Genomic DNA, 24,129 nt, shown 5'->3' with positions numbered 1-24,129 from the left:
ATCGGAGCAGAGCAGTCGATTGGACAGGGGGGTCGACCCGCTAGCCGCCGACGGTTCGGTTTGGACGGTTCACGTGATGCCAATCTGTTTTAAAAGGTGAAGCGCTCTCAAGTCGGCGCTGTCGAGAAGCGCGTGAGTCGAGCGTGGAACTTCCGCGTTGAATGACTCGGTCCCGCCATGACGCCGCCAAGCAATCACAAGGTGGTGCGTCACCCCGAACCGTCTCTTCGACCTTCGAGTTGCACGGGGGATAGCGAGGGAATGGCCAAGTATGCGACAGGTGAAGGTTAGGCTGATCGAGCCGGGGCTGCGGCCCCGACGGACGCGCCTTGAGATCCCCGGCTGGGCTGGGAAACCCGAGCCGCGGGTGGACGGCTCGCAGGAATATGCCTGGCACTGCGTCCCGTTCTCGGAGGCGGCCAAGGGCGGCATCGAGCTCTTCTACCCCTACGACGCCGAGTTGTGTGTCAGCACGCGCGATGGAAGGCTAATCCTGGAGGGTGATTTCGGCGAGCCACCCGAGCCCGGCCTGCAATGGCCGCCGTTCCGGAGCTTCGGCGATGCCTACTACACATACCAGATCCTCCTCGACCTGAAGGTCGAGGAGGGCTGGGCGATCAAGACCGAGCCGCATCCGCGCTTCTACACCGACCGGACTGGAACCGTGCCGGTCGCCGTGCCGGCGCTGCTGCGGCACTGGTGGCCGATGATGTACTTCATGGTGTTCAAGGCCCCCGACGAGGGACGCACACACGTGTTCCGTAAGGACGAGCCCTTCATGCAGGTCACGGTCGTCCCGGCCGAGGCCGAGTTCGAATTGGTTCCCATGTCCGAGGAAGAGGCCGCCGAGCGCGAGTTGCAGTCCCGGCGCATCTACGCGAGCCGCCACACACTCTCTGCCGACACGCAATGGACCTCGGCGACTAACACCGTGTTCGACGGGACCTACCGTCGCATCCTGGGCGCCGCGAAGAGCCCCCAGTGAGGCAGGGGGGGAATGTCTCACACCCCGCCGCCATGTGCTCAGTACCCGTAGGGCACGTAGTATCCGTGGTGATGATGGTGATGGTGGTGGTACCGCCGGAAGTACCGGTGGTGGTGATGGTGATGGTGATGGTGGTAGAAGGGCCGGAAGAACCGGTGGTGATGGTGATGATGGTGGTAGTAGTATTGTGCCTCCTGGACGGTCGCCTCGCCCTCGGAGGCGGCCTGTAGGAGTTGGACCTTCGCCGCAGCCTCGTCGGACTCCTTGAGTAGGGCGACCGCGTCGGGAATGGGCTTGAGCAAATCGGCATAACTTCCGGCCTGCATAGCCGCCTCAAGGCCGGTCGGGGCCGGCATCGCGGCCTGCGCCGGATCGGCAGCCCCGAGCAGGGTGATGGCCCCGATCAGGCCAGCGACTGTTTTGTCCATTGACGATATCCTTCATCCAAAGGCGCGGTCCGCCGCCTCGCAAAGACCACGACGAAAGCGCCGCCGGAAACGCCGTGCGCCAAACGACCGTTCCAGCTAGAGACGGCATCGGATATCACATCTTCGGTATGAACGACGAAGTGCCTATCGATCTCTGAAACGATGAATGGCCAGGAAAGACGATAGAGTTTAATTGATCTCCGCGATGTACGCGATCTCAGTGATCGTCATCTATGAAAAGTTCGAGTATCAGGGCGAATTCATGTTCAGGATGGGGCTGCGCCTGTTTGTGATTTAAGTATCATGCAAGCTATATTAATATTGGAACTGTTGTTTTGCGGTTCAATAATCATATAAATTCGAATTATTTCGATAAGAACGCTCGATCAAATTTGCTTAGATCTGTCATAAGCGAGAAAATGCCGAGGGTTATAGAATTTTTCGGCCAGTATACTAAACATGGTCGTAGTTTTGATATCCTACGGGAAGCGCTCAAGTTCGTGCAACTTGGCAAGCCGAGCGGCTATCAGCGCACAGATGGTCGCCCAGGCGGCCCCCACACACCATCCAGCGGCAACATCGGTCGGCCAATGAACGCCGAGGATGACCCGGCTGACACCCACGAGAATGGTCAGAAGGACCCCAGAGGCCATGAAGTAGTGCTGGATGACGCGTCGGGTCTCGATCCGCGTCAGCAGCGCGGCGAGGGTCAAGTAGGTGACGGCCGAGAGCATGGCATGACCACTCGGGAAACTCGCCGTAAACACCTCCGGCGCGTTCGGGATGAGATCGGGACGGGGTCTCTCGAACAGGATTTTCAACACCGTCGAGAGTGTCTGACCCGTCACGACGGATGCAAAGACGAACAGCATCGCCCTACGCTTCCGGGCTATGGCGAGGTAGCCGAGCACGAAAACGAGCACGAGCCCGAGGATTACGGTGCTGCCGAAGCTCGTCAGATCACGCAGCGTCGATGGTAGCCACGGCGGGCCCAGGAGCTTCTCTGGGTGTCCAGCACAGCGGAAGAGAAGGATGATCCGCCGGTCGAAGGACTGCGTATCGCCCTCCGAGACCTCCTCGGCCAGCCAGCCGAACAGCAGGAGCAGGGCTGCGCTCAGGAAGACCCCGCCCAACCAGAACCACTCGGGCGGCGGCTCACCATGGGGCGGCGAACGTAAGCGACCCGTCACGCCCGACTCTGTCACGATGGCGTCGGCTCCGCACCCGGGTGCTGCCCTGCGCGTTGCGGCAGCAGCACGATCAGGGCAACGATGAAGGCCGCGATCACCACCGAGGCCAGCGGACGGCTGAGGTTCAGCCCGCCGTGCGCGACCGGCTTATCGAGGAAGTCGCCCACTGTCGCTCCGAGCGGGCGCGTGAGGATGAAGGCTGCCCAGAACAGCCCGACCCTCGTCACCTGGGTCCGATAGTACAGCACCACCACCACTGCGAGGCCAGCAGCGAAGACCAGGGCGCCGCCCTCGTAACCGAGCCCACCGGTGTCGGCGAGCCAGTCGCCGAGCGCGGTGCCGAGCGTCTGCGAGAAGGTGATCGCGGCCCAGTAGAATGCCTCGACCCGCGGGGTCGAGACGGTGTTCACCGAAACGCTGCCTTCTATTCGGTACCAGAGCGCGAGCACCGCCGCCAGGCAGGCGAGCAGCAGGGTCGAGCCACCCGTGTAGCCGATCCCGAGCGAGCGATCGGCGAAATCGGCCATCGTGGTACCGAAGGTGGTCGAGGCGACGATCGTCGCCCAGTAGAGGGTCGGATTGAACTGCTTCGACAGGATCTGGGCGATCACGAGGGCGATCAGCACGACGGCGAACAGCGCGGTGCCGGCTAGGTAGCCCCAGTTCAGCGTCATCGTGACGGTGTCGCCGCCGGTCTCGCCCAGGGTGGTCGCGAGGATCTTGATGATCCAGAACCCCAGCGTCACTGCCGGAACCTTACTGAGCATTGCTTCACAGTTTTCGGGCATCAGTCCCGTTCCTCTTCTGTGCGCCTCAAGGAAGATGATCCTCAGCCGGCCGCGCGTTCCTCGAAGTGACGCCCGGCCCGCTGCGGGATGACGAGGACGCAGACGATCATCATCAGGGCCAGCACCCAAGAGATCGTGATGTCGTTGATCCCGAGCCCCCGGAGACGGCGGGTTTGTCGAGGGAATTGACCAGCGTCGCGCCGAAGGGCCGCGTCAGCACGAAGGCTGCCCAAAACAGCAACGGCTGCAAGACGTTGGTCAGAAAGAAGGTGGCGGCGAGAACGCCGAGAACGAGGCCGATCAGCAGGACGCTCCTATTGTAGCCGAGGCCGGTGCTGTCGGCCATCTAGTCGCGCAGGGCGTTCGCGCGGGATTGGACGCGCCGAGATCAATCGAGTTTATGGCAGGCACGTCACCAACACAGGGCTCGGTCGACAGAGGTTTTGACCCTGCAACCGGGACTTCCCGCGCCGCCGGCCGCTGCGAGTGTCGTGCCGCGGCAGATCCAACGGGTCGTGGTGTCCAGTTCAAGGGATGTCTTGAAGCCCGATCGGGCGCAGACGACTTGTGCAGCCGCGGCGCAGTCGAGGATGTGGTCCTCCGTCGATTGTGGACAGGTGGCTTCCCCGGACACGATGACTGGACTGATCGAGGCGATGCTCGATGACGTGCCATTGAGCGCGTTCGCGAGGCTCGTCAGGAGCCGCTCGATGGGGCCGACGAGGTCGGGCATGTCGAGCGCCGGGGCATCGGAGCTGGCGCCGTTCGTCCGGACCGCCGCGTCCGCTCCGCCGAGGCCCGTGAGCGCGAGGGCCAGGGGTATCGCGAGAACGAAATTTCGGTGAACGGAGCGTACCGGAACCCGTCGATCAAATGACATCTATGCCTCGATGCGCGGCGTTTCACCCTGGACGATCCCGCACAGAATCTCCGCTGCGGCACGCATTGATTCGAACGGGATGTCTGCATCGCGCCGCTTGGCCAGAAAGACCGCCCGCGCATTGGAGGGACATCACTGGATCTATACGGATTGGTATAGAAATGGTGGTTCGAGGCCGGGCGGTCGATATTACTAAACCGTATGGTCTCCCGGCAGGAGCCGAATGCTAGCATCCGTCATCGGGGAAGTGACGTCGCGGGGGTTCCAAGGTCCGGTGAAAATCCTTCTGATCGAGGATGACGCTGAAACGGCGGGCTACGTGAGCCAGGGGCTGGCGGAGCACGGCCACGTCGTCGATCATGCCGCCAACGGACGCGACGGCCTGTTCCTCGCCGCTGGCGAGGCTTACGACGTGCTGATTGTCGATCGCATGCTGCCCGGCCTCGACGGCCTCGCCGTGGTCAAGACGCTGCGGGGCGCCGATGTGCAGATTCCGGTCCTATTCCTGACCACGATGTCGGGGGTCGGCCAGCGGGTCGAGGGTCTGGAAGCGGGCGGCGACGACTATCTGACGAAGCCGTTCGCCTTCGCCGAGCTCTTGGCGCGGGTGCAGGCGTTGGGGCGAAGGCGCCCGATCACGCAGGTCGAGACCGTCCTCAAAGTGGCGGACCTGGAGCTGGATCTGATCGGCCGCAAGGTCCGCCGCGCGGGCCGCGAGATCGGGATCCAACCTCGGGAGTTCAAGCTGCTCGAATACCTCATGCGCAATGCTGGCCGGGTCGTAACGCGCACCATGCTGCTCGAGAATGTGTGGGAATTCCACTTCGACCCGAGGACCAATATCGTCGAGACGCATGTCAGCCGGTTGCGCTCGAAGGTCGACCGAGGCTTCGACCGCGAGCTGATCGAGACGGTCCGCGGCTCCGGATACTGCCTACGTGCGCCGCGGGCTTAAGATGCTGCGCGGCAGCGGAGTCCGCTTCGCGTTGCTGCATACCCTGGTGTTCGTGATCTCGGTGGCCGCGGTCGGCGTTACCGCCGAGGCGCTGGTCACGCGCGCGCTCAAGGTCCAGGCCGGTCAGCGGGTCGAAGGTGAGGCGGCCGAGCTCCTCGACGAATTCCGGCAGTACGGCAGCGACACGTTCCGCAAGCTCATCGACGCGCAGACCGCCAGCGGCGAGAGCCGCTTGCACTACGCGCTACTTGGGGCAGATGGGCAGCGCATCGCCGGTGAGCACCTCGTGGCACGAGCAGCGGCTTCCGTCCCGGCCGCCGAGGCGGGTTCCGTCGCGGAAGCCCGACTCACGGGATCCGATAGTTTCCTGCTGGTGCGCAGGCTCCTGTCCGATGGGACGATCCTCGTCGTCGCCGATGACCTCGGCAGCGTCGAGGATGTCGAGGACGTGGTCTCGGACGCGTTCGCGATCGTGCTCGGCATCTCCGTGCTGCTCGGCCTGGCTGGCGGCTTTCTTCTGACGAAGGGCGTGTTGTGGCGCGTCGAAGCTGTGACTCAGACCGCCGAAGCTATCGTCGCTGGCGACATGACACGACGGATCGAGCAGACCGGGGCGGGCGACGAGTTCGACCGGCTGGCCACAAGCCTGAACGCCATGCTCGACCGCATCGTGCAGCTGATGGCCAATCTGCAGCAGGTCTCCAATGACATCGCCCACGATCTGCGCACGCCGCTCGCGCGCCTGCGCCAGAACCTGGAACACACGCGGACCCATCCGACGACAAACCAAGCCTACGCGGTCGCGGTCGAGCGGGCGATCGAGGAGGCGGACGGCCTGCTCGCCACCTTCTCAGCGCTCCTGCGCATCTCTCAGATCGAGGCCGGCAGTCAGCGCGCGGCGTTCCAACCTGTCGATCTGAGCGAGGTGGTCGAGACGGTGTGCGAGGCCTACGCGCCCGACGTCGAGGAGGGCGGCCGTGTCCTGACCTGTGCGGTCGCACCGAGCATCACCGTCGATGGTGACCGCGAACTGCTGGTCCAACTCCTGGCCAACCTCGTCGAGAACGCGCTCGCTCACACGCCGCTGGGTACTGCGGTCCGGGTCAGCCTCCAGGACCCTGGCCCTGTCGGTCCAGGGCCGGTCTTGGAGGTGTCCGATGACGGGCCCGGCATTCCGGCCTCTGAGCGTGACAACGTGCTGCGTCGGTTCTACCGGTTGGAGCGGAGCCGCACGACGCCGGGCAACGGGCTGGGACTGAGCCTCGTCGCGGCGATCGCCAAGCTTCACTGCGCGGACATCCGGCTCTCCGATGGGATACCGGGCCTAAGCGTGACCCTGTGTTTCCCATCTCCTGCGCATCTGGAACAGGCGCCGCGCGAGGCCACGCCGCTGGGGAAAGAGGGCTGCCCGGCTTTGCGAACGGGTCTCGATCCTGCCGATACGCATTACACCTTGCGGTCGAGGACCTGACCCGGACCGCTCGTGGCGAGCTTCGGCGCGGTCGGCTTGGCAGCGGCCGCGTCGTCGGCGTCATTGTCGGCTTTCTTCGCCGTTCCCTGCGCGGGAGAGGACAAGAGGGTGGCCAGAGGATTGGTCACCCGGCCGCTGTGATGGGCTGCGCTGACGGACATCGAAAACCTCCGCGTTCGAGCGGAGCGATCCTGCAGGGTCGTATGCTAACGGATCTTTGCCAGTCCTGAGTTCACCGGCAACATTGGGAAATCGTATCCTCAAGTTCACCCGTGCAAATCTGGCGGAAATCGGCAATCCATCAGCCTCAGACCTTGCCGCCCGCACCATCCATGATCGCGAGCAGATCGGCCAAGCTGGCCTTACAGACAGCCGCATCCGGGGCACCAGCGCGCAGAGCGGCCAGCGCTCGGTCGATCGCCTTGTCGACGCGGTGCCAGTCCTTGGCGGAGCGCGGCTTCAGCGATGGTTCCGCCTCATCCCAGGCGACCTCCAGATCTTTGATCCGCGCCTTGGCGGCGGCCAGGTCGCCCTTGTCCACGAGGGCGGCGGTGTCGACGACGATGCCGCGATAGGCGCTCAGATCCCCGAGTTGCGCGACGTCGGCCACCGCTTGTACCGGGGGAAAGGCTGGCATGCCGGCCCCTACGAGAGCCAGCGACAGGGTCGCGAGGACGACCAGTCTGCGGTGGCGGGAGATTGGCTTCATGGCGGCTTCCTTTCAAGTAGTTGCGGGGAGATGAATTTTGCAGCCGAGCGGCCTCACAGGGCGGGACGTGCGCGAAGCCCGCTGCGCCCGACACTCTCGATCCCGACGAGGACGACGATCACGGCGAGGAAGACGAGGCTCGTCGTGCTCGTGCCAAGGCCCAGGCCGCCGTTTGGCCGAGACTGGGAGAGCAGGTCGCCGAGCGAGGCCCCGAGCGGCCGAGTCAGGATGTAGGCCATCCAGAAGCTGGTGATCGCTCCGAGGCCGAACCGGTGTGCCAGGGCCACGAGGCCGATCAGGCCCGCGAAGGCGAGGACGCCGATCTGGAAACCGAGGCCCAGCGCCTCGGTCGCGAGATCGCCCGCGGCGGTGCCCAGCGCGAAGGTGAACAGGATCGCGGCCCAGTAGAAGGTCTCGCGCCGGGGCGTGACGATGGTGTGGATCGAGAGCGTGCGCTCGCTCGCGTACCAAAGGGCGAAGATCGTCGCGAGGATGGCGGCAAAGGCAGCCGTGCTGGCGTGAAGGCTGATCTCCAGGCCGTCGGTGAGGGCGTCGGTGATCTGCGTCCCGACGATGCTGACCAGCACCACGCACAGCCAGTAGATCCACGGCACGTAGCGCCGGGCGCGCATCTGCAGGACGAGCGCGCTGGCGAGGAGCGCTGCCATGATCGCGCCGGTGGTCGCCGTGCCGAGCCCGACATGGACCGCGAGGTAGTCGGCGCCGGTCTCGCCGACCGTGGTCGAGAGGACCTTGATAATCCAGAACACCGCCGTGATCGCGGGGACCTTGTTGGCCATCACCCCTGGCCGCGCTGAGGCGGCGTGCGGTACGAGGGGGAGTTCAGCACCGGGCAGTGAGGCGGGCATCGGGCGGGCTCCAGACGGCTTCGTCCGATGCACTCTGGCGGATTGCGGATTGGGTTACGTCGACCGGAAGATTGCCGTTTCCCAATCTTTTGCGGATACTCCGAACCTCTCGCTCTGGCGTCAGCAGGCGTGAGGGTTGCCGTTGACTGGTGTTGATCGGCCCTCACCCGCAACGACGCTCGACTATACAAAACCGTAATTTCACCGCGCCTCCGGATAGCGCTACGGTCATGCTTCCGCGCCGCGGGTTCGAGTGAGACGTCCGCCGACCATGAGGGTACGCAGATCAGGCGTGGCTCCGAGCCAAGCCACCGTGTCCCGACGCAAGGCGTTTCGGCTGCCGTGCGGTAACCGAACGCGTCTGACGCAGGTTGATGCACGTTTCCAGATCCTGCCCCGGTCCGGACGAAGCCCCGCTTGAGGCTCGCGAGCGGCCGGTCCGCCAAACCTGACAGCTGCGCAGTCAGGAGGTCCGGGTTTTGGAGACGCTTACATGCTGGATTTGATGGCACGCTGGGGCATGAGGGCCCGGCATCCAGCTTTGCGGCCGACCGTCTGCGCGCTCCTCCTGTCCACATTCGCCACGATAGGAGGATGCTCGACGACCCGGTACTACGACGCGGCATCGCGTGACAGCTCCGAACTCGAACGCGTGAACCGCGCCGTCTTCGCGTTCAACGAGGATTTCGATCGACAGGTGGTTGAGCCGGTGGCGCAGCAGTACGTCAGCCACGTACCCAATGACCTGCGCAAAGGCATCAGCGGCTTCGTCTACAATCTCAATGAGCCTATCTACGCGGTCAACTTCCTGCTCCAAGGGCACATCGATCAATCGATCGACGCGACCGGACGATTTGTTCTGAATACATCGCTCGGGCTGTTCGGTTTCGTGGATTACGCCGCGATGATCGGTCTCGCTCCGAAGCGGACGAGCTTCGATCTGACGCTCGCGGATTGGGGCATACCATCCGGTGAATACATCGTTCTCCCGATACTCGGGCCGTCCTCGCCCAGGAAGGTCTTCGCCGATGTCGGCGAGGGCGTCCTCGACCCACTCAACGCGATACCGGCCTTGAACGGCGGGGCCACAGTCGCGGCGCGCGCGATCGCGACCGGTGGGCTGAGGCGCGTCGAGGTCGCCAACGATCTGCGAGCTCTGCGTGAGGACTCGCTCGACCTCTACGCCCGGATGAAGAGCCTCTACCTGCAACAGTACTCCAAACCGGCGCTAATCGGACAGGATCTGGGAGACGCGCAGTGATCGACAGCACGACATTAAGGTCGAAACGAAGGATCGCGGCGCTGCTGTTCGTGATCACCATGGCGAGCGGCAGCGCGGTGCCGGCCCGCAGCGACGATGCTGCGACAGGGGTGATCAGGCGGTTCTACGACGGGATGATCGCGGTGATGCGCTCCGGACAGGCGACGCGAGCGCGGTTCGATCAGCTCAAGCCCGTGATGATGCGCACCTTCGATGTGCCGGTGATGGCGCAAAGGGTCCTGGGCTCGCATTGGAGCACACTGTCGCCCGAGGCCAGGAAGCGGTTTCAGGCCGCCTACGCCGACTTCATCGTCGCGACCTACGCGAGCAAGCTCGACACCTATTCCGGCGAGCGCTTCGACGTGGATCCGTCGACGCAGCCGCAGGGCAACGGCACTCTGGTGTACACGAAGATCGTGGACGGGGACGGAGTGGGACACGCCGTCAACTACATCGTCGGCCGGGACGGCAAGGTCTTCGACACGTACTTTGACGGCACGATCAGCGATGTCGCTGCGCGGCGCTCGGAGTTTACCGGTCTGCTCCAGAGGTCAGGACCGGACCAACTCATTCAATCTTTGACGGATCGGACTCGCAAACTGCTCGAACGATGACGTGGCGGCCGACCGAGACGTCGTCGGACACGCCGCTTCGTCGTATCCACCGCAACACCTCCGGCCGCGTTTGTGTGCCGTTCGGATTGCTGGAGTTCGAGTACAGCGAACAGTCGCTGGCGGTGACCTGCGCTCCATTCTCCAAGTCGAATGTTGCAGGTGCCGCAGGGTCGAGGGTGAGCATGCAAAGGCGCATCTTGCCCACGACGTTGGCCTTCGACTGGAGCGCGATATAGGCCGAGCGCACGCCGATGAAGGGCCCGAACGCGAACTTGAAGTCCTTCGAGGCGGTGGCGAGAACGCTGCTCATGTCGGCTGGCACCGTGACCTGCACGGTCAAGAGTCGGTCGGGGGGGATGGTGCGTTGACGCGCAGGGTTTGCTCGGTGACGCCGCTGGGGGCTGGTGTCGCCGAGGCCGGCTTTGAGCGTGTTGCCCCCGGCGAGAACGGCCATGTCGAGCGCGTTCTGGACCTGACTGCGCCGCGCGGACAGCCTAGCGTAATCGATCCCGCCGCCAGCCAGTCCGATCAAGACCGTGGAGCTGAGGGCGAAGATGACGGCGACCCCGCCCTGCCGATTGGTCCAGAGCCTATGCCGGCCCGTGCGGATCGTGAGGGGCTCCAGATGGCTTCGTCCGATGCATCCTGGTGGGCCGCGGATTGGGTTACGTCGACCGGAAGATTGCCGTTTCCCAACCTTCCGCAGATGTCCCAAACGCCCGCTGCGCCGGCGGAAGATCTAAAGGCTGCCGTTCCTGAACATCGTTGAAACCACGTCCGTGACGGTATTTCACTATACAAAATCGTAATTTTCCCGGCCCTCCGAACAGCGCTACGGTCAAGCCTTCGCACCGCGGGTACGATTAAGATGTACGCCGACCATGAGGGTACGTAGATTAGGCATAGCTCCGAGGCCATGTGCCGATCGAAGACGTGGCAGCTGACGTGCGGGGACCAAACGCGTCCGACTCGGCGTGGAGCATGTGTCCGGATCCTGTCTCGGCCCGGTCGAGACGTAGGCCCGCTGAATGCTCGCGAGCGGCCAGTCGGCCAGACCTGACGGCTGCGCAGAAGGCCTGGGTTCTGGAGACTCTTAGATGCTGGCATTGATGGCACGCCGGGGCTCGACGTCCCGGCATCCCACCTTGTGGCCGACGCTGCGCCGTATGCGCTGTGCTCAAGGATCGGAACGAGCGATCTCTCGCAAAGAGGCAACATCTGACCGACCAAATCGGCGATGAGACAGTCGCTCGTGTTCAATCTCTCAAAGCTGAAATATCCCGTCCTGTTCGACGTCCCCGTATTGAGCCAGCTGGTCGGCTTGCGGGGTATCTTCGCGCGAGCTTCGCATATCTGGCCTCCCACGCTACCGATCCAGGCGCACTTTCTGAGCTTCGATCCGCCGATTTTCTGTGGCCAGCCGAGCCCGAAGCCTTTCGGTGCGGCGCATTATTTCGCGACGCGCTTTCCGGACGAGCCCTTCATCTTCCTGTACCCCATCACAATGAGCCTCGAGCGTCCGATCTACGCGCTCTCGTTTGCGGCTCAATATCGTCGGTTTCGTAAGGCGCACCCCCGTGCGCGCCTCATCGTCATGGCCAACACGAAGGGGGAAGAGCAGCTGCTGCGCGGGCTTGGGGTCGTTGTACACCTCGCGCCGCAGAACATGTTTGTCGATGAGAGCATGTGCTACCCAATCCCTGGCAGAGAACGGCGCTACGACGCCATCTACAATGCCACGCTTGCCCCGATGAAGCGGCACGAGTTGGCGCGCCTGCTTCCGAGCTGCGCCTACGTAACGAAGCTCTTCGATCATTGGCCCTCGCGGCTGAAGCGAGAGCAACGGAACGAATTCGTGCGTGCGCTGCCGCGCGGTCATGCCATCATCAACGACATCAACGAAGACGGCTTCGCTCCAATGGACCACGTTCAAGTGAACGAGGCGATGGCTTCGGCCCATGTGGGACTATGTCTCTCGAAGCTCGAAGGCGCCATGTACGCGAGCATTGAGTATCTTCTGGCAGGCTTGCCGGTTGTATCGACGCGCAGCAAAGGTGGGCGGGACGTGTTCTTCCATCCCGAAACGACCTTGATCGTCGACGACAATCCTCGCGCTGTTCAAGAGGGAGTGGCTGCGATGAAGGCGCGGGCTCTGCCCCCCGAGTACGTCCGCGCAACCACCTTGCGGCTGATGACAGCTGAACGAGAGCGCTTCAACATATTTATCGACCAGCTGCGCGGCCATCAAATCGCGCGGCCAGACGACCGCTGGTCCTTTTCTTACTATCCAAAGCTTCGCAAGGTTGCGTCGCTTTCTAATTTTGAAGATCAGTTTACGTCATCCAGGCGCGCTGCAGCGATCCATAAACCGAACGCGACTTAATAGTCGCGAGCGGAGACTCTATCCGTGAAATTATCAAGATTACTTTGCCTTCGTGGCTTCCTCAACGAAGCAGCGGATGGCGCAGAAGTTACAGTTAGTGGAGACGCCAGACGCGGGGGTTCGTGACGACAACGGCCAGAACATAAAAGGCCACGCCAAGCGGGGTACCGTAGGCGATGACAACGACTCCGATCGCGATCCAAGCAACGAGCAGAGCGGCCATCATCACAAGCGCGACGGGGTTCACGATCCTCTCCTCTGGATCCTCTCGGTGCCGCACGAAGATCTTGCCAGTAAGCGAGTCTATGGGGTGTAGCGGATCTCCTCAACGATGGCCCTCTCGCCTCAGGTTGTCGAGACCGTACCTCGCAACTAAGGTCAAGTATGTCGCAAACACGATCACTCTGAGTCCGCTTGCCGTTTCGATGAACCGGCGGCATTGCTCCTCAGCGACCAGCTTCTCCACACAGCGATCACGGTGCGCCGGTGTGTGCCTGTCTTGCCGCTGTCATCAGCATTTTGGACAGTCCCTTCGCGGGCAGACTACGGTCCATTGTTGTTTGACCCTGTCGCGCACCGCTGAGTTGGTCGGAGCTCGACGCGCGACCCCTGCCGTCAGAAATGCTATATGACCGGACGCCACCGCCGAATGGGCCAGCAGGCGGTTTGGGACGTCATTTGACCAGTCCGAGCACGATAAAATTTCGTGTTCAACGACGCATTGTCGTCAAAACAAATGTTTTCTTATGATCGGAAGTTACGCGGTGCCATCATCGCGGATCATGCAACGGCAACATAACATTGAGTCTGGCGCCGCCGACCGCATTTCGACGCGCTGTGATCATCCCACGATGCGCATCGATGATCTGCTTTGCAATCGCGAGGCCGAGGCCTGTTCCTCCATGTTCGCGGCTGCGCGATGCATCCGCGCGATAGAAGGGCGTGAAGATTGCGGCCCGGTCAACGGAACGGTCGGCACCGATCATGGAACCGGGACATTGGCCTTCTTAACGGGCAGCGCGATACGCGGTGGTCGAGTAATCACGGACTGGCCAGGGCTCTCGCTCAAGGCGCTTCATGAGGGGCGAGATCTGAAGCGGACCACCGATGTCAGGGCGGTGGCGAAAGGCATTGCGACCGATCTCTTCGGCGTGTCGGCGCAGGTGTTGGCACGTGATGTGTTCCAGACACAGATGCAGTGCGACCGCTCGGTGGCTTGATTGCGTGATTATAAATCATTCTTCGTTTCCAGCACTTAAATCATCGTCGACCGAGATAATATTCTTTAAAATAACGTTATAAAAATGCCTTACACAAATAAATCGTTCTGAAATACACATCAATTGTGAGCTTAAAAATCCGCTGAAAATGCATGAACTTAAACGTTTCTATCCTGTGGGCGACTCTGATAATCTGTTTCAATTTCGAGTTTCGCAGCGAAATCCGTGGTGAGCCGACATTTCTGGACTGCCGAGAAGTTGACACCTTTGCTTGTGCTACCACCTGCAAAACACGAACAAGGTGACCCTCATGCAGCTTCACGGTGCTCGACGTGCTGCCCAGCCCGTTGAGGAATGACGAGGACGAAAACGATCATGACCAAGGCGAGCGCGCCGGAGATCGTGATGTCGTTGATGCCAAGGCCGCCAGCAGCCAGCGGCTTGTCGAGAGAATTGGCCAAGGTGGCCCCGAGCGGACGCGTCAGGATGAACGCGGCCCAGAACAGCAAGGGCCGAGACACATTCGTGAGGTAGTAGAGCGTTGCGGTGACGGCCAGAGCGGCGGCGATCACCAACGCACTGCCGTTGTAGCCAAGCCCCGTGCTATCGGCCATCCAGTCGCCGAGCGCCGTCCCGAGCGTTTGCGAGAACATGATGGCAGCCCAGTAGAAGCCCTCGGTCTTGCGCGACCGGACGGTTTCGACAGCGATGGTCCCGAGCGTGCGCTTCCACAGGACGAGGGTGAGCACCACGAGTGAGAACAGCAGCAGCGACCCACCGAGGTAGCCGATGCCGAGCGAGCGGTCGCAGAAGTCAGCCAGCGTCGTTCCAGCGAGCGTCGTCGCCGTGATCACCGCCCAGTAAAGCGCCGAATGGAAACGGTCGGCCCGGATTTGGGCGGTCAGGAGCACCACCAAGGCGCTCGCGAAGATGGCTGTACCGGTGAGATAGCCGAGCCCCAGCGTCAGCGTGACAGCGTTGCCGCCGACCTCGCCGAGGGTCGTGGCGACGATCTTGATGACCCAGAACCCGAGGGTGACCGCAGGCACCTTGCTCAGGGCCGCCCTGTTCTCCGCATCCATCATGCTCAATTCCTTCGACAGCGTGGTGCCTGCAACTCATCCCGAACGGTGAGGCCCTACCCCGGCGCGTGGCGGTGCAGGCTGAGCCTGGACTTGGAGACACGAGCGAGGGGATGTAGCCCAGGGAGCCGTCGCTCACGATGTTATGAGATGCAGCAGCCCGGCCCTATCCGCATTGCCGGAAGCCGACCTCTTCACCGTCCGCGGAGGATTGTGAGTGGCCGGATGGGCGACGTCCACTTCAATAAGTTCGCCGCTTAGAAGCAGACCGGCTCGAGATCACCCGATCTAGTCGTATGCCGCTGCCTTTCGTTGGACCGAGGCGAACCTTCCTCGGTCGCACGATGGATCGCGCGGCCGCAGATTATCACGGCGCGCCTCGTTCCGTAAGCTGCCCTTACGTGAAAAGGATCGGACGCTGTTGGCGAATTCGGGATTGTAGCTTCGTCTGCTGCTTGAGGGCGGCCCCGTAGCGCTGGGCCGCGAGGGCAAGTAACAGTACCGAATTTGCGCTGTCATAAGACTGTCATGTAGTTTTCCGTCGAGCCGCCATCCCGCGGCGCCATCGCCGGGAGGCGAATATGGCATCGATCGAGATCATCGCAGCGACGCTTTGGACCCTCGTGAAGCCAGGGATGAAGCCGAAGGAATTGTGTGCCGCTGTGCGAGAGCAGCATCCCGAAGCGAGCAAAAAGGAGATCGTCCGGGCCGCGTTCTACGCACTGACGGAAAGTCCGCTCTCAGGCAGCCAAGCTCTGGCTGACCTCCACAACTTTGCTCTCATGGAGCGGGGCCAGGATGATGGCGCTGATACCGACGCAACGGTCGGCCCGCACCGGAAGAAGAACCGGGGCACTGAAAGACACAGCGATCACGTTGCTTCCAGAAGCTCATAGCCACGACGAGCACTGCCTTCCAAAAAGTCTGATCATGCCGCTGAAGGGGCGCGATAGGATCATCGCGGATAGTGTATTAGCCAGCAAAGTATTAATTCAGTAAATTAGCTCTATCTCGCTCTCCGAATGGGCCCTATATAGGCGCGACGGAGGGATTTATTATGAGCCAGCGAATGAATCGTTCCGACGAATACTGGAATAATCTTGAGACTATCGTCACATCGAAGGTACATAGTGCATGCAAACGAGGAACAGGTTCACAAGCCTCTCTGATCGCATACCTTCGCAATCTGGAAGAGATGGCCCGTGCCGAGTGCGACCGGCGGCAAACCATCCAAATCATCGCCTCGGCGCGCAGCGTGCTGGGGGATCGGAAAAGGATCGGACCGGACGATGGACCGTTCGCTCATACCAGCGGCCTATAAGGTAGGGACCGTCGACATCATCACGTCCCAAAAAGATCTTCCGCTACGCTGACGGCGCAGCGTTGGCGTGCATAGCATCGAGGTCCGTGCCAAGATCGACCACCGGGGCTTGCGAAGCGAAGTTCGCGGGTACCTGGGGCCTTATCGACCTCGCCGAGGCGGACGGCGTCGCTGCACGTGCACTGAAGCGCTGTTCGTCCTGCCACGGACCGGTGGTGAACAACGGTTCAAGACCATCGGCCATACAACACTGTCGGCACAGAGCTGAGTAAGTACGGATATTTTTCCAGAAACTACCGTATATAAACGAGATCTTCGATTGCGCAGCTGCCTACGCGTAATTACCCACCCCCTCATAAATTTCGAATGGCCAATTGCGTCAGCGGGTTGGCGTGTGACTCAAATTTCCCGCTCGTGAGGGTCCGGAGCCTTTGAAAGCAGAATTTCGGGAAAAAACAGTAAATAGGCGAAATTTGCTATGATGGACTCGGTGTGGCCACAGTAACTACTGGTAATGTCGCTGCAATTACTATAAACGCCGGAACCGCGAAAGTCGCGCCTAACACATTGATCTCACAGGGTAAATCCCGCTCCAGGGCGGGGGTGAGTAATAACCGGCGGGGGGCCAACACCATCGCCGCACGGTCTCAGGCTGCGCGCACTCGATCGAGGAAGGTCGCGATCGCACTTTGCAAGGCGTGGGAGCCCTGGCTCACCTGCGTGGCGTTCGCCCGAACCGCGCCGGCTTGGCTCTCGCTGGACGCGGCTGCCGCTCGCACCGTGCCGATGCTCTCGGCGACGGTCTGAGCCTCCGCGGCCGCACTCGCGATGGCGCGCGCGATCTCCTGGCTGGCCTTGCCCTGGTCGTCGGCGGAAGCGGCGACGGCCGCAGCGATCTCGCTCATCTGCGCGATCGTCCGTGCGATCGCGCCGATCGCGCCCGTGGTGCTGTGCGCCGCGGCCTGGATCGCATCGACCTGACCCACGATCCGGTCGGTCGCCAAAGCCGTCTGACCCGCGAGAGCCTTCACCTCGGCCGCGACCACCGCAAAACCGCGTCCAGCTTCTCCGGCCCGCGCCGCCTCGATCGTGGCGTTGAGCGCGAGCAGGTTCGTCTGACTGGCGACCGTGCGGATCAACGTCACCACGGCGCCGATTTCCGCGGCGGCTCGCGTCAGCTCGATCACCGTCGCCTCCAAACCGTGCGTGTCGGCCAATGCGACCGTGGCGATCTCGCTGGTGTGCTGGACGCGCTGCTCGATCTCGAAGGCCGAGCTCGACAGCTCCTCGGCGGCGCTGGCGATGCTGTTGACCACGTCGGCCGACTGCTCGGACGCCTTGGCGACCACCTCTGTCCGGGCCGTCGTGTCGCCTGCCACGCCCGACAGCAGATCCGCGGCCGTCTCCATCGCCTCGGCCGAGCATGCGAGGGCCGCCACCGCAGTTTCGGTCTCGGCCTTGAAGGTGCGCGTCGCGTCGGCCAGCGCCTCTGCGCGGGCGATGTCGCGAGCGGCTCGTTCCTGTGCATGGGCATCGAGGGCCTGCTTCTCGATCAGGGAGGCCCGGAAGCCCTCGATGGCCCGCGCCATCTCGCCGACCTCGTCGCGGCGCGCCGTGAACGGGACGACGCTATGAAGCTGATCGCCGCCGAGCGCCTGCATCGTGTTCTTCAGCCGCTGCAACGGACCCTGGATCTGAGTCCGGACGATCCAGAATGCCACCAGCAGCGCGATGCCGAGTGCCGCGGCGGGCACGACCATCAGGGTCAGGTTGGCGCGGTGCTGCGCCTGCGCGGCGGCGACGCGCTGCGTGTCCAGGCGCGCTAGCACGTCTCGGCCCAGGGCGTTGATCTGCACGACCATCTGCTCGCGGTTCTTGACGGTCGCTTCGTCGCTCGCCTGGATGAGCGCGGCCTTCGGAGAGATCGTCAGGCCCATCTCGGCCGTGTCGCGCTGGTAGGCGACGAATTCGGTGAGACCCAGCTCGAGTTTGCGTTTGCGCTCGGGCGAGAGCTGCGCGTCCAATGCCGCGAAGAAGGGGGTACGCGCGTGCTCGACCTCGGTGAGGGCGGCCTGAAGCGAGGCCAATCGGCCTTTGGCCTCGTTGGTATCATCGGCGGTGTAGAGGGCTGTCGCCTGCACGACGGCGTGCTCGATCGCCTGAGCGAGGCTGCGCGCCTGCAGTCCGGCGCTCCAGATGGCGTCTATCTCGTCGCCGCGGCGCTGGGCCTCGCGTCCCTGCTCGATCGCGAAGGCGGAGATGCCGATGGCGACGATGGCCAAAACACCGATGACGGTGGCGAGCTTGCGCCCAAGGGTCATACGCATAGAAAGACAGGGTCCAGGAACGGTTGAGTAAGACCTTCTATCGCATTCGGACTTGCGGAGGGGTTAAAGGTAGCCGACTTTATTCTTGCGCAACTTTCGTTACGATGAGATCCACAATGCGTGCTCTGAAATTTCGATCCGAATAAGGTGCGGCTCAACGATACATTCAAACCCTGTCGACAGGCTGCGGGTCTTGCTCCAAACTGTGAGCTGCACCCCAAGGGTGTTTCTCAACGCGACTCAGGCGCCTCGGTGACGGGCCACCTTTTCGTTGGTCGGTAAGGTGGGCCACGATCCTGATTGCAGCAAGTTTCTCTATTTAAAAACGTACGTATTCATCAAACTGTCTTAATCGCGCTGCAGCCGTCTGTTGCTCGTCGGCAACAGACCCGTCGTGATCATCCGTGTACGGAAGCGTCAGTTCGTTCCAGAGACCACGAACCCACTTGCGGCGCACTCATCAGGGAGTGCGCCGCTATTTTAATAGCTTTTCTCCACGACGTATTATCGAGCCAAGCCAGGTTGCTCGACGACCGCTTCTCGACGCGCCGCCGACGGCGCCTGCGTAACGCCTCGCCTGTATCATCAACCTGTCATTTGATCAGGCTCTATCTCCTGCCCCCGCGGCGTAGAGATCGTATCCCGAACGCCTGAGGTTCAAACCGACAGCCGGTCACGTGGCCGGTGATGGTAAGGAGAGACGCATGAAGTCCTTGTCATACCTACTGGCTATCGGCCTCGCGACGGCTCAGATGGCGTCTGCGGCGCTCGCCGCCGACATCACGGGTGCCGGTGCTACCTTCCCGTTCCCGGTCTACTCGAAGTGGGCCGAGGCCTACCGGAAGGAGACGGGCTCGGGCCTGAACTACCAGTCGATCGGCTCCGGCGGCGGGATCAAGCAGATCCAGGCCAAGACGGTCGATTTCGGCGCTACCGACGCGCCGTTGAAGGGCGAGCAGCTCGCCAAGGACGGCCTCGTCCAGTTCCCGACCGTGATGGGCGGCGTCGTCCCAGTGGTGAACATCCCCGGCGTCGAGCCGGGCAAGCTCAAGCTCACCGGTGATGTGCTCGCCGACATCTACGCCGGCAAGATCATGAAGTGGACCGATCCGCGGATCACCAAGCTCAACGACGGGCTCAAGCTGCCCGAGACGAACATCACCCCGGTCTACCGCTCGGACGCCTCGGGCACGACCAACATCTTCACCACCTACCTGTCGCAGGTCTCCGAGCCCTGGAAGAAGGAATACGGCGCGGCGACGACGATCTCCTGGCCGGTGGGCCAGGGCGGCAAGGGCAACGAGGGCGTGACTGCCACCGTGAAGCAGGTGCCGAACGCCATCGGCTACGTCGAGTCAGCCTACGCCAAGCAGAACAAGCTCTCCTATGCCCTGCTGCAGAACAAGGCCGGCAAGTACCCCCAGCCCGACGACAAGGCCTTCCAGGCTGCGGCCGGAAGCGCCGACTGGAAGTCAGCCCCGGGCTTCGGCATCTCGCTGACCAACCAGCCGGGCGACGACGCGTGGCCGATCACCGCCGCGACCTTCATCCTGGTCCACAAGGAACCCGCCGACTCGGCCAAGGCCGCGGATACGCTCAAGTTCTTCGATTGGGCCTACAAGAACGGCGATAAGCTTGCCTCCGACCTCGACTACGTGCCGCTGCCCGACAACGTCGTCGAGCTGATCCACCAGGAGTGGAAGGACGTGAAGAGCAAGGACGGTAAGCCAGTGTTCTAAAGTTTGAGGCTTGGGGCGATCTCGGTTTTGAGTAATGGATCGCCCCATGAGCTCTCAAGATCTAGCCCGGAAGCTGGGCTGATAATAACTGTTACTGATCAGTACCCGTGCACTCAGGGCGCCTGTCGCAAACGCGAATGGGCCTATGTTCATGGGTCATCAGCCATACCCGCCGAGCTTGTCGCCTTCGCGTCGGAGCCGGCCCATGACCGTTCAAGCTATCGCCACCAAGCTGAAGCAGCGCGCCAAGGCCGACTCTAGGGGTTAGCACTTCGAAGCGGCGCTGATCGTCCAGGCCGTGTCCTGGTACCTACGCTACCCGCTCAGCTATCGCGACATCAAGGAGCTGTTCCTGAAACGCGGTCTTGAGGTGGGCCAGGACGAAACCTAACCGCTGTGAATGACAAAAAAGGCCGCTCCGGAAAGAGCGGCCCGAAGTCTAGGGAGGAAACGCCCAAGAAGGGCGCAGCACGCATGCGTATCGCGCTGCGCTGCATCAATCCGTTGTGCACCGCATGGTTCCAAGAATGGTGCCGCGCGATACAAGGCCCCACCGACCCAGCCCGTGAGATTGGGGGGCATAGAAGGGCTGGGCCGATGGGTGTCCCTTGGGAGGACAACCTATGTTGCGATGCGCAACCCAGTCCGTCAAAGCCCTAGAACGAGTAAGGGGTACGCCGCGGTGTCGCGGGCGTGGGCTTCTGCGATCCTCGTATTCGATAAGTCCGCCAGGCGACATCCGAGCGTCACGGCGGTATGCATCTCGTACTGCACCGTGAATGTAGGATCAAAACCATGAGTAAGAGTGCGAAAAAGACCGACGACGATCATGCGAGCGCGCTAGAGCAAGAGACCGATAAAGTCTCAGGCAAGATTGATGATGTGTTCCAGAAGCTCGCCAAGAAGCTCCGTGCCAAGGCTGAACACGCTAAAGGTAAAATTGATATGACGCAAAACAAGACGAAGCGCGCGATCCAGCTACGCCGCTTTGAATTGTACGCAGATGCCGCGAACCACCTTGAGGATCGGCTGGCCCACCGTAGCGATGTTCCTGACAACGGCAGCGACTAACCGATCTCTCGATTTATAACCTTGGGGTTGCATTAAACGCGTCGCTCATCGGAGTATGCGATCGGCCTACACCTGAATTGCGCGCAAGCTCCATAAGCTGCCCTTACGCGAATGGTTACGGACCACGCACGTCATCGACGGCAAAGTTCGTGCTGGCGGTCTCCATGTCGACCACCAGGCCGATGAACGTAGGCTCCCGGGGAACATCCAGATAACCGGCCATGGGCTCCAGTCGGGGCAGTACGCGGTAGCCACCCGGGCCTTTGAGCACGGCAGCCATGCTGTCGAGAGGCTGGTTCACATCCCTCGCCGTCCCGGGCCGGTTCCCTCTGGCCGTGATCCATCTTTGTCAGCACAGCGGATCTATCAACGCTGGATGAATGATGGGCGGAGACACCAACAGGCTATAGCCAATTGTTATTCTTGTGCCTGAATGTATGCGCGCTCGCGAGCGCTTTCTTTGGTTATCAAATTTTCGTTTTGCTTGATACGATCCAGCTCTTCAGCCGTAAAAAACTTAAGGCTAGATCCACGATGCGATTGCCGACTGACTTGACCGGTTAGCTCCTTGAAGCTCTTAGCCTCGCTCCGAGCAACGAAGAGATGTGTTTCGGCACGTGATCGCGTAAGAGCCACGTATGTGCTGGCATCTCGCCAATGGCTAGTGTGCAATACATACGTTTCATCCAAGGTTTTACCCTGCCCGCGATAGATCGTGCCGGCATAGCCAAGGTCGAATTGCGAAAACTCCCGCGCGTCGAATGTGACCCGGCGGCCCGCATCGGTCAGAACCGAGATCATATCGGCCTCGATGTGTTCGACGGTGGCCAATGCCCCGTTGAGGATACCGCGGCGCTTATCCGTACCGCGAAAGCTCAAGCGGTCGCCCGTTCCAAGGCGCACGGTGCCCTGCTCCGTCTCGAAGGTCTGCAGAGAGCCAACCCGCCCGCGCACCACTTCGACGGCCTGCAGCGCATCGTTCAGACGCTTCACCTCTTGGTTCGTGTAGCAGAACACGAACCGACGCCCGCGGGCGTCGACCGTGTCCTGGGTATAGCGGGCGACGAGGGCTGCGCGCGCCTGTTCCAACCCCGCTGACCAGTGAATCAGCCCGCGTTCGGCGTAGGCCTCCAGCGCATCGCGAAACCGGCCTTCCGAGAGCGCCCGGGCGGCGGCGCGAGCCCAGTGCCGCGTCTGGCGACGGACGGTCTGCAATTCGACGCTTCCCACAGCCCGCACTAGGTCGGTGAACAATCCGCCGCGCTCGATCGCCGGAAGCTGATGGTCGTCGCCGACGAGGCACAGCGTGGCTTTCGATGCCTCCGCGGCCTCCAGCAGCTCGCGATAGCGCTGCACATCGAGCATCGCAGCCTCGTCGACGGCAATGAGGGCGCCCCGTGGGATCTGGGCGTTGGCGTGCTCCGGCGCGTGAGCGCGATACCAGAGCAGCGAATGCACGGTCGCCGCCCGTTCAAATCCCGAGGCTCGCATATCGTCGGCGACAGCGTTGGTCGGTGCCAAGCCGATGACGGATCCGCCCTGGGCTTCCACCGCCGCTCGGATGGCGGACAGGACGGCCGATTTGCCGGTCCCCGCCCGCCCTTCGATCAACACCAGCCGGTGCCCCGACAGGGCATGTCGGACTGCTGCAGCCTGCTCCTCGTCGAGCCCGTGTCGCGTGATGGCGTCAGCGATGTGGGTTTCAGGCACGGCAGCCCCGGATCGGCGGCTCAGGCGCACGGCACGGGTCACGAGCCCCTGCTCCTCGGCACGGATGCCGAGTGTGGTGTAACCGACCACCGAGCGCGTCTCCGGCTCATGCAGAGCCACGATGTCGGGCGCCGCCAGCAATCGCTGGAGCGCTGTGTCGACGCCGTGCGGCAGCTGCTCGGCCAGTGCGTGCCGGATCTCGTTCTCGGTGGCGAACGACCGCGTTTTGAGCAGCTGGTCGAAGGCCGGGCGAGGATCCCGAGCGGCAGTGATGAGGTCGGATTCCTCGGCAGTCCCCTGAACAGAGGGCGCGAATTGCCGCTCTAGCTGGCCGGCCCGCGCCACCGCCACGGTCGGCACGGCATCGAGGTCGAGATCTCGAAGGCGTTCGCGGACGCGCGCGGTATCGGCGCCCGCGATGCGGCGGGCCAAACTGTGGACCGCACCGGATGCATCGACGATGACAAACTGGCGGCGGTTCCCCAGGGCCAGGACGATACCGGCCTCGTGAAGGGCAGCCACGAAGGCATTGCCCGTGTCAGCGGTATTCCAGAGGGCGGTGACCTGAGCGCTCAACGCCTCCAGGTCCGTATCGGTGCGCGCGGCTTGCTGCAGCTCCCACGTGCGCGGCGTCCGAGCTGGCCGCGGTACGCCATCGCGATCCGTGAAGGCGCCCTGCACAACCTCGTGTCCGAATTGCCGCTCCAGCGCCCGTGCGGCCTCCTCGTGGATCCGATAGTTGTGGCTGTCCGGGATCGCGCACATCCGCGCGGTATCGATGCGTGACCAGACGCAGTGGACGTGCGCGCGGCCTCCCTTCACGTGCATCACCACCGTGCGCGGCTGCCCGCTCAACCCGAGCCGCGTTTCGAGTTCGTCGACGGCGAGGAGCCACTGATCCCGTGTCAGATGTTCCTCGATCCGGGTGTTGAGAGCCGCGTGATAGAGCGGGCGCTTGCAGCGCGTCCCGGCAGCCACGGCTGCGAGCTCGGCAAGGGCGCCAGGAAGGTCGTCCGCGACCGTCCCACGGATCTGCACGACCTCCATGTGCTCGTTCGTGTCGAGCCGGCGCAGGTGAGCGACGAGTTCGCGAGCCGACCCGCGCGATTTGCCTTTGATGATCATC

The 24,129-nt window shown here is 62.6% G+C and carries 23 protein-coding genes and 3 pseudogenes; 12 read left to right on the top strand and 14 right to left on the bottom strand.

Annotated elements, in window-relative coordinates; all coding sequences use genetic code 11:
- The first annotated feature begins 271 nt into the window (after window positions 1–271).
- A complete protein-coding gene (locus tag ABC766_RS24855; RefSeq protein WP_286964693.1) occupies window positions 272–985 on the top strand; it encodes a hypothetical protein in 714 nt (237 codons plus the stop codon).
- Window positions 986–1,023: 38 nt separating this feature from the next.
- Here ABC766_RS24855 and ABC766_RS24850 read toward each other — a convergent pair whose 3' ends face one another.
- The 5 genes from ABC766_RS24850 to ABC766_RS24830 all read right to left on the bottom strand — a co-directional run bounded on the left by ABC766_RS24850 (window position 1,024) and on the right by ABC766_RS24830 (window position 4,124).
- Window positions 1,024–1,413, bottom strand: coding sequence for a hypothetical protein (locus ABC766_RS24850; RefSeq protein WP_286964694.1), 390 nt, complete (start codon window positions 1,411–1,413; stop codon window positions 1,024–1,026).
- 479 nt (window positions 1,414–1,892) lie between these two features.
- Window positions 1,893–2,618 (bottom strand): phosphatase PAP2 family protein, encoded by a 726-nt coding sequence (locus ABC766_RS24845; RefSeq protein ID WP_286964695.1) that lies wholly within the window; start codon window positions 2,616–2,618, stop codon window positions 1,893–1,895.
- Window positions 2,615–3,391: a hypothetical protein gene (locus tag ABC766_RS24840; protein WP_427902265.1), complete on the bottom strand. Its 777-nt coding sequence runs from the start codon at window positions 3,389–3,391 to the stop codon at window positions 2,615–2,617. The genes ABC766_RS24845 and ABC766_RS24840 overlap by 4 nt, the downstream gene beginning before the upstream one ends.
- A 112-nt stretch (window positions 3,392–3,503) precedes the next feature.
- On the bottom strand, window positions 3,504–3,737 hold the full coding sequence (locus ABC766_RS24835; RefSeq protein ID WP_203111580.1) for a hypothetical protein: 234 nt from the start codon (window positions 3,735–3,737) through the stop codon (window positions 3,504–3,506).
- A 66-nt stretch (window positions 3,738–3,803) separates the two neighbouring features.
- Complete coding sequence (locus ABC766_RS24830) at window positions 3,804–4,124, bottom strand: hypothetical protein (RefSeq protein ID WP_286964697.1); 321 nt, start codon at window positions 4,122–4,124, stop codon at window positions 3,804–3,806.
- Between the two features lie 421 nt (window positions 4,125–4,545).
- Here ABC766_RS24830 and ABC766_RS24825 point away from each other — a divergent pair, with 421 nt between their 5' ends.
- Window positions 4,546–5,226, top strand: a complete 681-nt coding sequence (locus ABC766_RS24825; protein ID WP_345819734.1) for a response regulator transcription factor — start codon at window positions 4,546–4,548, stop codon at window positions 5,224–5,226.
- Window positions 5,210–6,697: a HAMP domain-containing sensor histidine kinase gene (locus ABC766_RS24820; RefSeq protein WP_345819733.1), complete on the top strand. Its 1,488-nt coding sequence runs from the start codon at window positions 5,210–5,212 to the stop codon at window positions 6,695–6,697. The genes ABC766_RS24825 and ABC766_RS24820 overlap by 17 nt, the downstream gene beginning before the upstream one ends.
- On the opposite strand, the gene ABC766_RS24815 is transcribed toward ABC766_RS24820, so the two are convergent.
- The 3 genes from ABC766_RS24815 to ABC766_RS24805 all read right to left on the bottom strand — a co-directional run bounded on the left by ABC766_RS24815 (window position 6,673) and on the right by ABC766_RS24805 (window position 8,206).
- Window positions 6,673–6,858: a hypothetical protein gene (locus tag ABC766_RS24815; protein WP_203140158.1), complete on the bottom strand. Its 186-nt coding sequence runs from the start codon at window positions 6,856–6,858 to the stop codon at window positions 6,673–6,675. The genes ABC766_RS24820 and ABC766_RS24815 overlap by 25 nt on opposite strands.
- Before the next feature lie 146 nt (window positions 6,859–7,004).
- Complete coding sequence (locus ABC766_RS24810) at window positions 7,005–7,406, bottom strand: hypothetical protein (protein WP_286964701.1); 402 nt, start codon at window positions 7,404–7,406, stop codon at window positions 7,005–7,007.
- Window positions 7,407–7,459: 53 nt separating this feature from the next.
- Entirely contained in the window at window positions 7,460–8,206 is a 747-nt protein-coding gene (locus tag ABC766_RS24805) for a COG4705 family protein (protein ID WP_286964732.1), read from the bottom strand.
- A gap of 562 nt (window positions 8,207–8,768) precedes the next feature.
- Between ABC766_RS24805 and ABC766_RS24800 the strand changes: the two genes are divergently transcribed.
- Both ABC766_RS24800 and ABC766_RS24795 read left to right on the top strand, forming a co-directional pair.
- Complete coding sequence (locus ABC766_RS24800) at window positions 8,769–9,536, top strand: MlaA family lipoprotein (RefSeq protein ID WP_286964703.1); 768 nt, start codon at window positions 8,769–8,771, stop codon at window positions 9,534–9,536.
- Window positions 9,533–10,150, top strand: a complete 618-nt coding sequence (locus tag ABC766_RS24795) for an MlaC/ttg2D family ABC transporter substrate-binding protein (RefSeq protein WP_286964705.1) — start codon at window positions 9,533–9,535, stop codon at window positions 10,148–10,150. Before ABC766_RS24800 ends, ABC766_RS24795 begins: the two co-directional genes overlap by 4 nt.
- Here the strand turns inward: ABC766_RS24795 and ABC766_RS24790 are convergent.
- Window positions 10,104–10,865, bottom strand: coding sequence for a TadE/TadG family type IV pilus assembly protein (locus tag ABC766_RS24790; protein ID WP_286964707.1), 762 nt, complete (start codon window positions 10,863–10,865; stop codon window positions 10,104–10,106). The two genes, ABC766_RS24795 and ABC766_RS24790, sit on opposite strands and share 47 nt — an antisense overlap.
- Window positions 10,866–11,387: 522 nt before the next feature.
- Between ABC766_RS24790 and ABC766_RS24785 the strand changes: the two genes are divergently transcribed.
- Both ABC766_RS24785 and ABC766_RS24780 read left to right on the top strand, forming a co-directional pair.
- Window positions 11,388–12,533, top strand: a complete 1,146-nt coding sequence (locus tag ABC766_RS24785; protein ID WP_286964708.1) for a glycosyltransferase — start codon at window positions 11,388–11,390, stop codon at window positions 12,531–12,533.
- A 76-nt stretch (window positions 12,534–12,609) separates the two neighbouring features.
- The gene (locus tag ABC766_RS24780; protein ID WP_286964710.1) at window positions 12,610–12,849 is read left to right on the top strand and encodes a hypothetical protein; all 240 of its coding nucleotides are present in this window, start codon (window positions 12,610–12,612) and stop codon (window positions 12,847–12,849) included.
- A gap of 454 nt (window positions 12,850–13,303) precedes the next feature.
- On the opposite strand, the pseudogene ABC766_RS24775 reads toward ABC766_RS24780, so the two are convergent.
- Window positions 13,304–13,483, bottom strand: a pseudogene (locus tag ABC766_RS24775) (ATP-binding protein); the annotation flags it as partial.
- Window positions 13,484–13,492: 9 nt separating this feature from the next.
- Between ABC766_RS24775 and ABC766_RS24770 the strand changes: the two are divergent.
- Window positions 13,493–13,761: pseudogene (locus ABC766_RS24770) on the top strand (DUF1501 domain-containing protein); the annotation flags it as partial.
- A 300-nt stretch (window positions 13,762–14,061) separates the two neighbouring features.
- Here the strand turns inward: ABC766_RS24770 and ABC766_RS24765 are convergent.
- Window positions 14,062–14,835 (bottom strand): COG4705 family protein, encoded by a 774-nt coding sequence (locus ABC766_RS24765; protein WP_286964733.1) that lies wholly within the window; start codon window positions 14,833–14,835, stop codon window positions 14,062–14,064.
- Window positions 14,836–15,416: 581 nt separating this feature from the next.
- Between ABC766_RS24765 and ABC766_RS24760 the strand changes: the two genes are divergently transcribed.
- Window positions 15,417–15,731 (top strand): hypothetical protein, encoded by a 315-nt coding sequence (locus tag ABC766_RS24760; RefSeq protein WP_286964714.1) that lies wholly within the window; start codon window positions 15,417–15,419, stop codon window positions 15,729–15,731.
- 1,072 nt (window positions 15,732–16,803) lie between these two features.
- On the opposite strand, the gene ABC766_RS24755 is transcribed toward ABC766_RS24760, so the two are convergent.
- Window positions 16,804–18,483 (bottom strand): methyl-accepting chemotaxis protein, encoded by a 1,680-nt coding sequence (locus ABC766_RS24755; protein ID WP_286964715.1) that lies wholly within the window; start codon window positions 18,481–18,483, stop codon window positions 16,804–16,806.
- Between the two features lie 704 nt (window positions 18,484–19,187).
- Here ABC766_RS24755 and pstS point away from each other — a divergent pair.
- The 3 genes and pseudogenes from pstS (at window position 19,188) to ABC766_RS24740 (ending at window position 21,293) form a co-directional block, all read left to right on the top strand.
- Window positions 19,188–20,222 carry a phosphate ABC transporter substrate-binding protein PstS gene (pstS, locus tag ABC766_RS24750; protein WP_286964717.1) on the top strand — a complete coding sequence of 345 codons (1,035 nt, stop codon included), beginning with the start codon at window positions 19,188–19,190 and terminating at the stop codon, window positions 20,220–20,222.
- A gap of 205 nt (window positions 20,223–20,427) precedes the next feature.
- Window positions 20,428–20,595: pseudogene (locus ABC766_RS24745) on the top strand (IS6 family transposase); the annotation flags it as partial.
- Between the two features lie 422 nt (window positions 20,596–21,017).
- Window positions 21,018–21,293 (top strand): hypothetical protein, encoded by a 276-nt coding sequence (locus tag ABC766_RS24740; protein ID WP_160534967.1) that lies wholly within the window; start codon window positions 21,018–21,020, stop codon window positions 21,291–21,293.
- Window positions 21,294–21,408: 115 nt separating this feature from the next.
- Here ABC766_RS24740 and ABC766_RS24735 read toward each other — a convergent pair whose 3' ends face one another.
- Together ABC766_RS24735 and ABC766_RS24730 are read right to left on the bottom strand one after the other, a co-directional pair.
- Complete coding sequence (locus tag ABC766_RS24735) at window positions 21,409–21,594, bottom strand: hypothetical protein (RefSeq protein ID WP_286964722.1); 186 nt, start codon at window positions 21,592–21,594, stop codon at window positions 21,409–21,411.
- A gap of 116 nt (window positions 21,595–21,710) precedes the next feature.
- Window positions 21,711–24,128: an AAA family ATPase gene (locus ABC766_RS24730; RefSeq protein ID WP_286964724.1), complete on the bottom strand. Its 2,418-nt coding sequence runs from the start codon at window positions 24,126–24,128 to the stop codon at window positions 21,711–21,713.
- Between the last annotated feature and the right edge of the window lies 1 nt (window position 24,129).

Source organism: Methylobacterium fujisawaense, assembly GCF_039619325.1.
GTDB lineage: Bacteria > Pseudomonadota > Alphaproteobacteria > Rhizobiales > Beijerinckiaceae > Methylobacterium > Methylobacterium fujisawaense.
This window is presented reverse-complemented; position numbering and strand designations above follow the sequence as displayed.

Bases quoted from the DNA above. Each gene is read 5' to 3' on its own strand.
- ABC766_RS24855 (WP_286964693.1), top strand. From the start codon at position 272: ATGCGACAGGTGAAGGTTAGGCTGATCGAGCCGGGGCTGCGGCCCCGA.
- ABC766_RS24805 (WP_286964732.1), bottom strand. From the start codon at position 8,206: ATGGCCAACAAGGTCCCCGCGATCACGGCGGTGTTCTGGATTATCAAG.
- ABC766_RS24785 (WP_286964708.1), top strand. From the start codon at position 11,388: ATGAGACAGTCGCTCGTGTTCAATCTCTCAAAGCTGAAATATCCCGTC.
- pstS (WP_286964717.1), top strand. From the start codon at position 19,188: ATGAAGTCCTTGTCATACCTACTGGCTATCGGCCTCGCGACGGCTCAG.
- ABC766_RS24760 (WP_286964714.1), top strand. From the start codon at position 15,417: ATGGCATCGATCGAGATCATCGCAGCGACGCTTTGGACCCTCGTGAAG.
- ABC766_RS24840 (WP_427902265.1), bottom strand. From the start codon at position 3,391: ATGCCCGAAAACTGTGAAGCAATGCTCAGTAAGGTTCCGGCAGTGACG.
- ABC766_RS24755 (WP_286964715.1), bottom strand. From the start codon at position 18,483: ATGCGTATGACCCTTGGGCGCAAGCTCGCCACCGTCATCGGTGTTTTG.
- ABC766_RS24850 (WP_286964694.1), bottom strand. From the start codon at position 1,413: ATGGACAAAACAGTCGCTGGCCTGATCGGGGCCATCACCCTGCTCGGG.
- ABC766_RS24740 (WP_160534967.1), top strand. From the start codon at position 21,018: ATGAGTAAGAGTGCGAAAAAGACCGACGACGATCATGCGAGCGCGCTA.
- ABC766_RS24765 (WP_286964733.1), bottom strand. From the start codon at position 14,835: ATGGATGCGGAGAACAGGGCGGCCCTGAGCAAGGTGCCTGCGGTCACC.
- ABC766_RS24800 (WP_286964703.1), top strand. From the start codon at position 8,769: ATGCTGGATTTGATGGCACGCTGGGGCATGAGGGCCCGGCATCCAGCT.
- ABC766_RS24830 (WP_286964697.1), bottom strand. From the start codon at position 4,124: ATGCCCGACCTCGTCGGCCCCATCGAGCGGCTCCTGACGAGCCTCGCG.
- ABC766_RS24835 (WP_203111580.1), bottom strand. From the start codon at position 3,737: ATGGCCGACAGCACCGGCCTCGGCTACAATAGGAGCGTCCTGCTGATC.
- ABC766_RS24815 (WP_203140158.1), bottom strand. From the start codon at position 6,858: ATGTCCGTCAGCGCAGCCCATCACAGCGGCCGGGTGACCAATCCTCTG.
- ABC766_RS24810 (WP_286964701.1), bottom strand. From the start codon at position 7,406: ATGAAGCCAATCTCCCGCCACCGCAGACTGGTCGTCCTCGCGACCCTG.
- ABC766_RS24780 (WP_286964710.1), top strand. From the start codon at position 12,610: ATGGCGCAGAAGTTACAGTTAGTGGAGACGCCAGACGCGGGGGTTCGT.
- ABC766_RS24730 (WP_286964724.1), bottom strand. From the start codon at position 24,128: ATGATCATCAAAGGCAAATCGCGCGGGTCGGCTCGCGAACTCGTCGCT.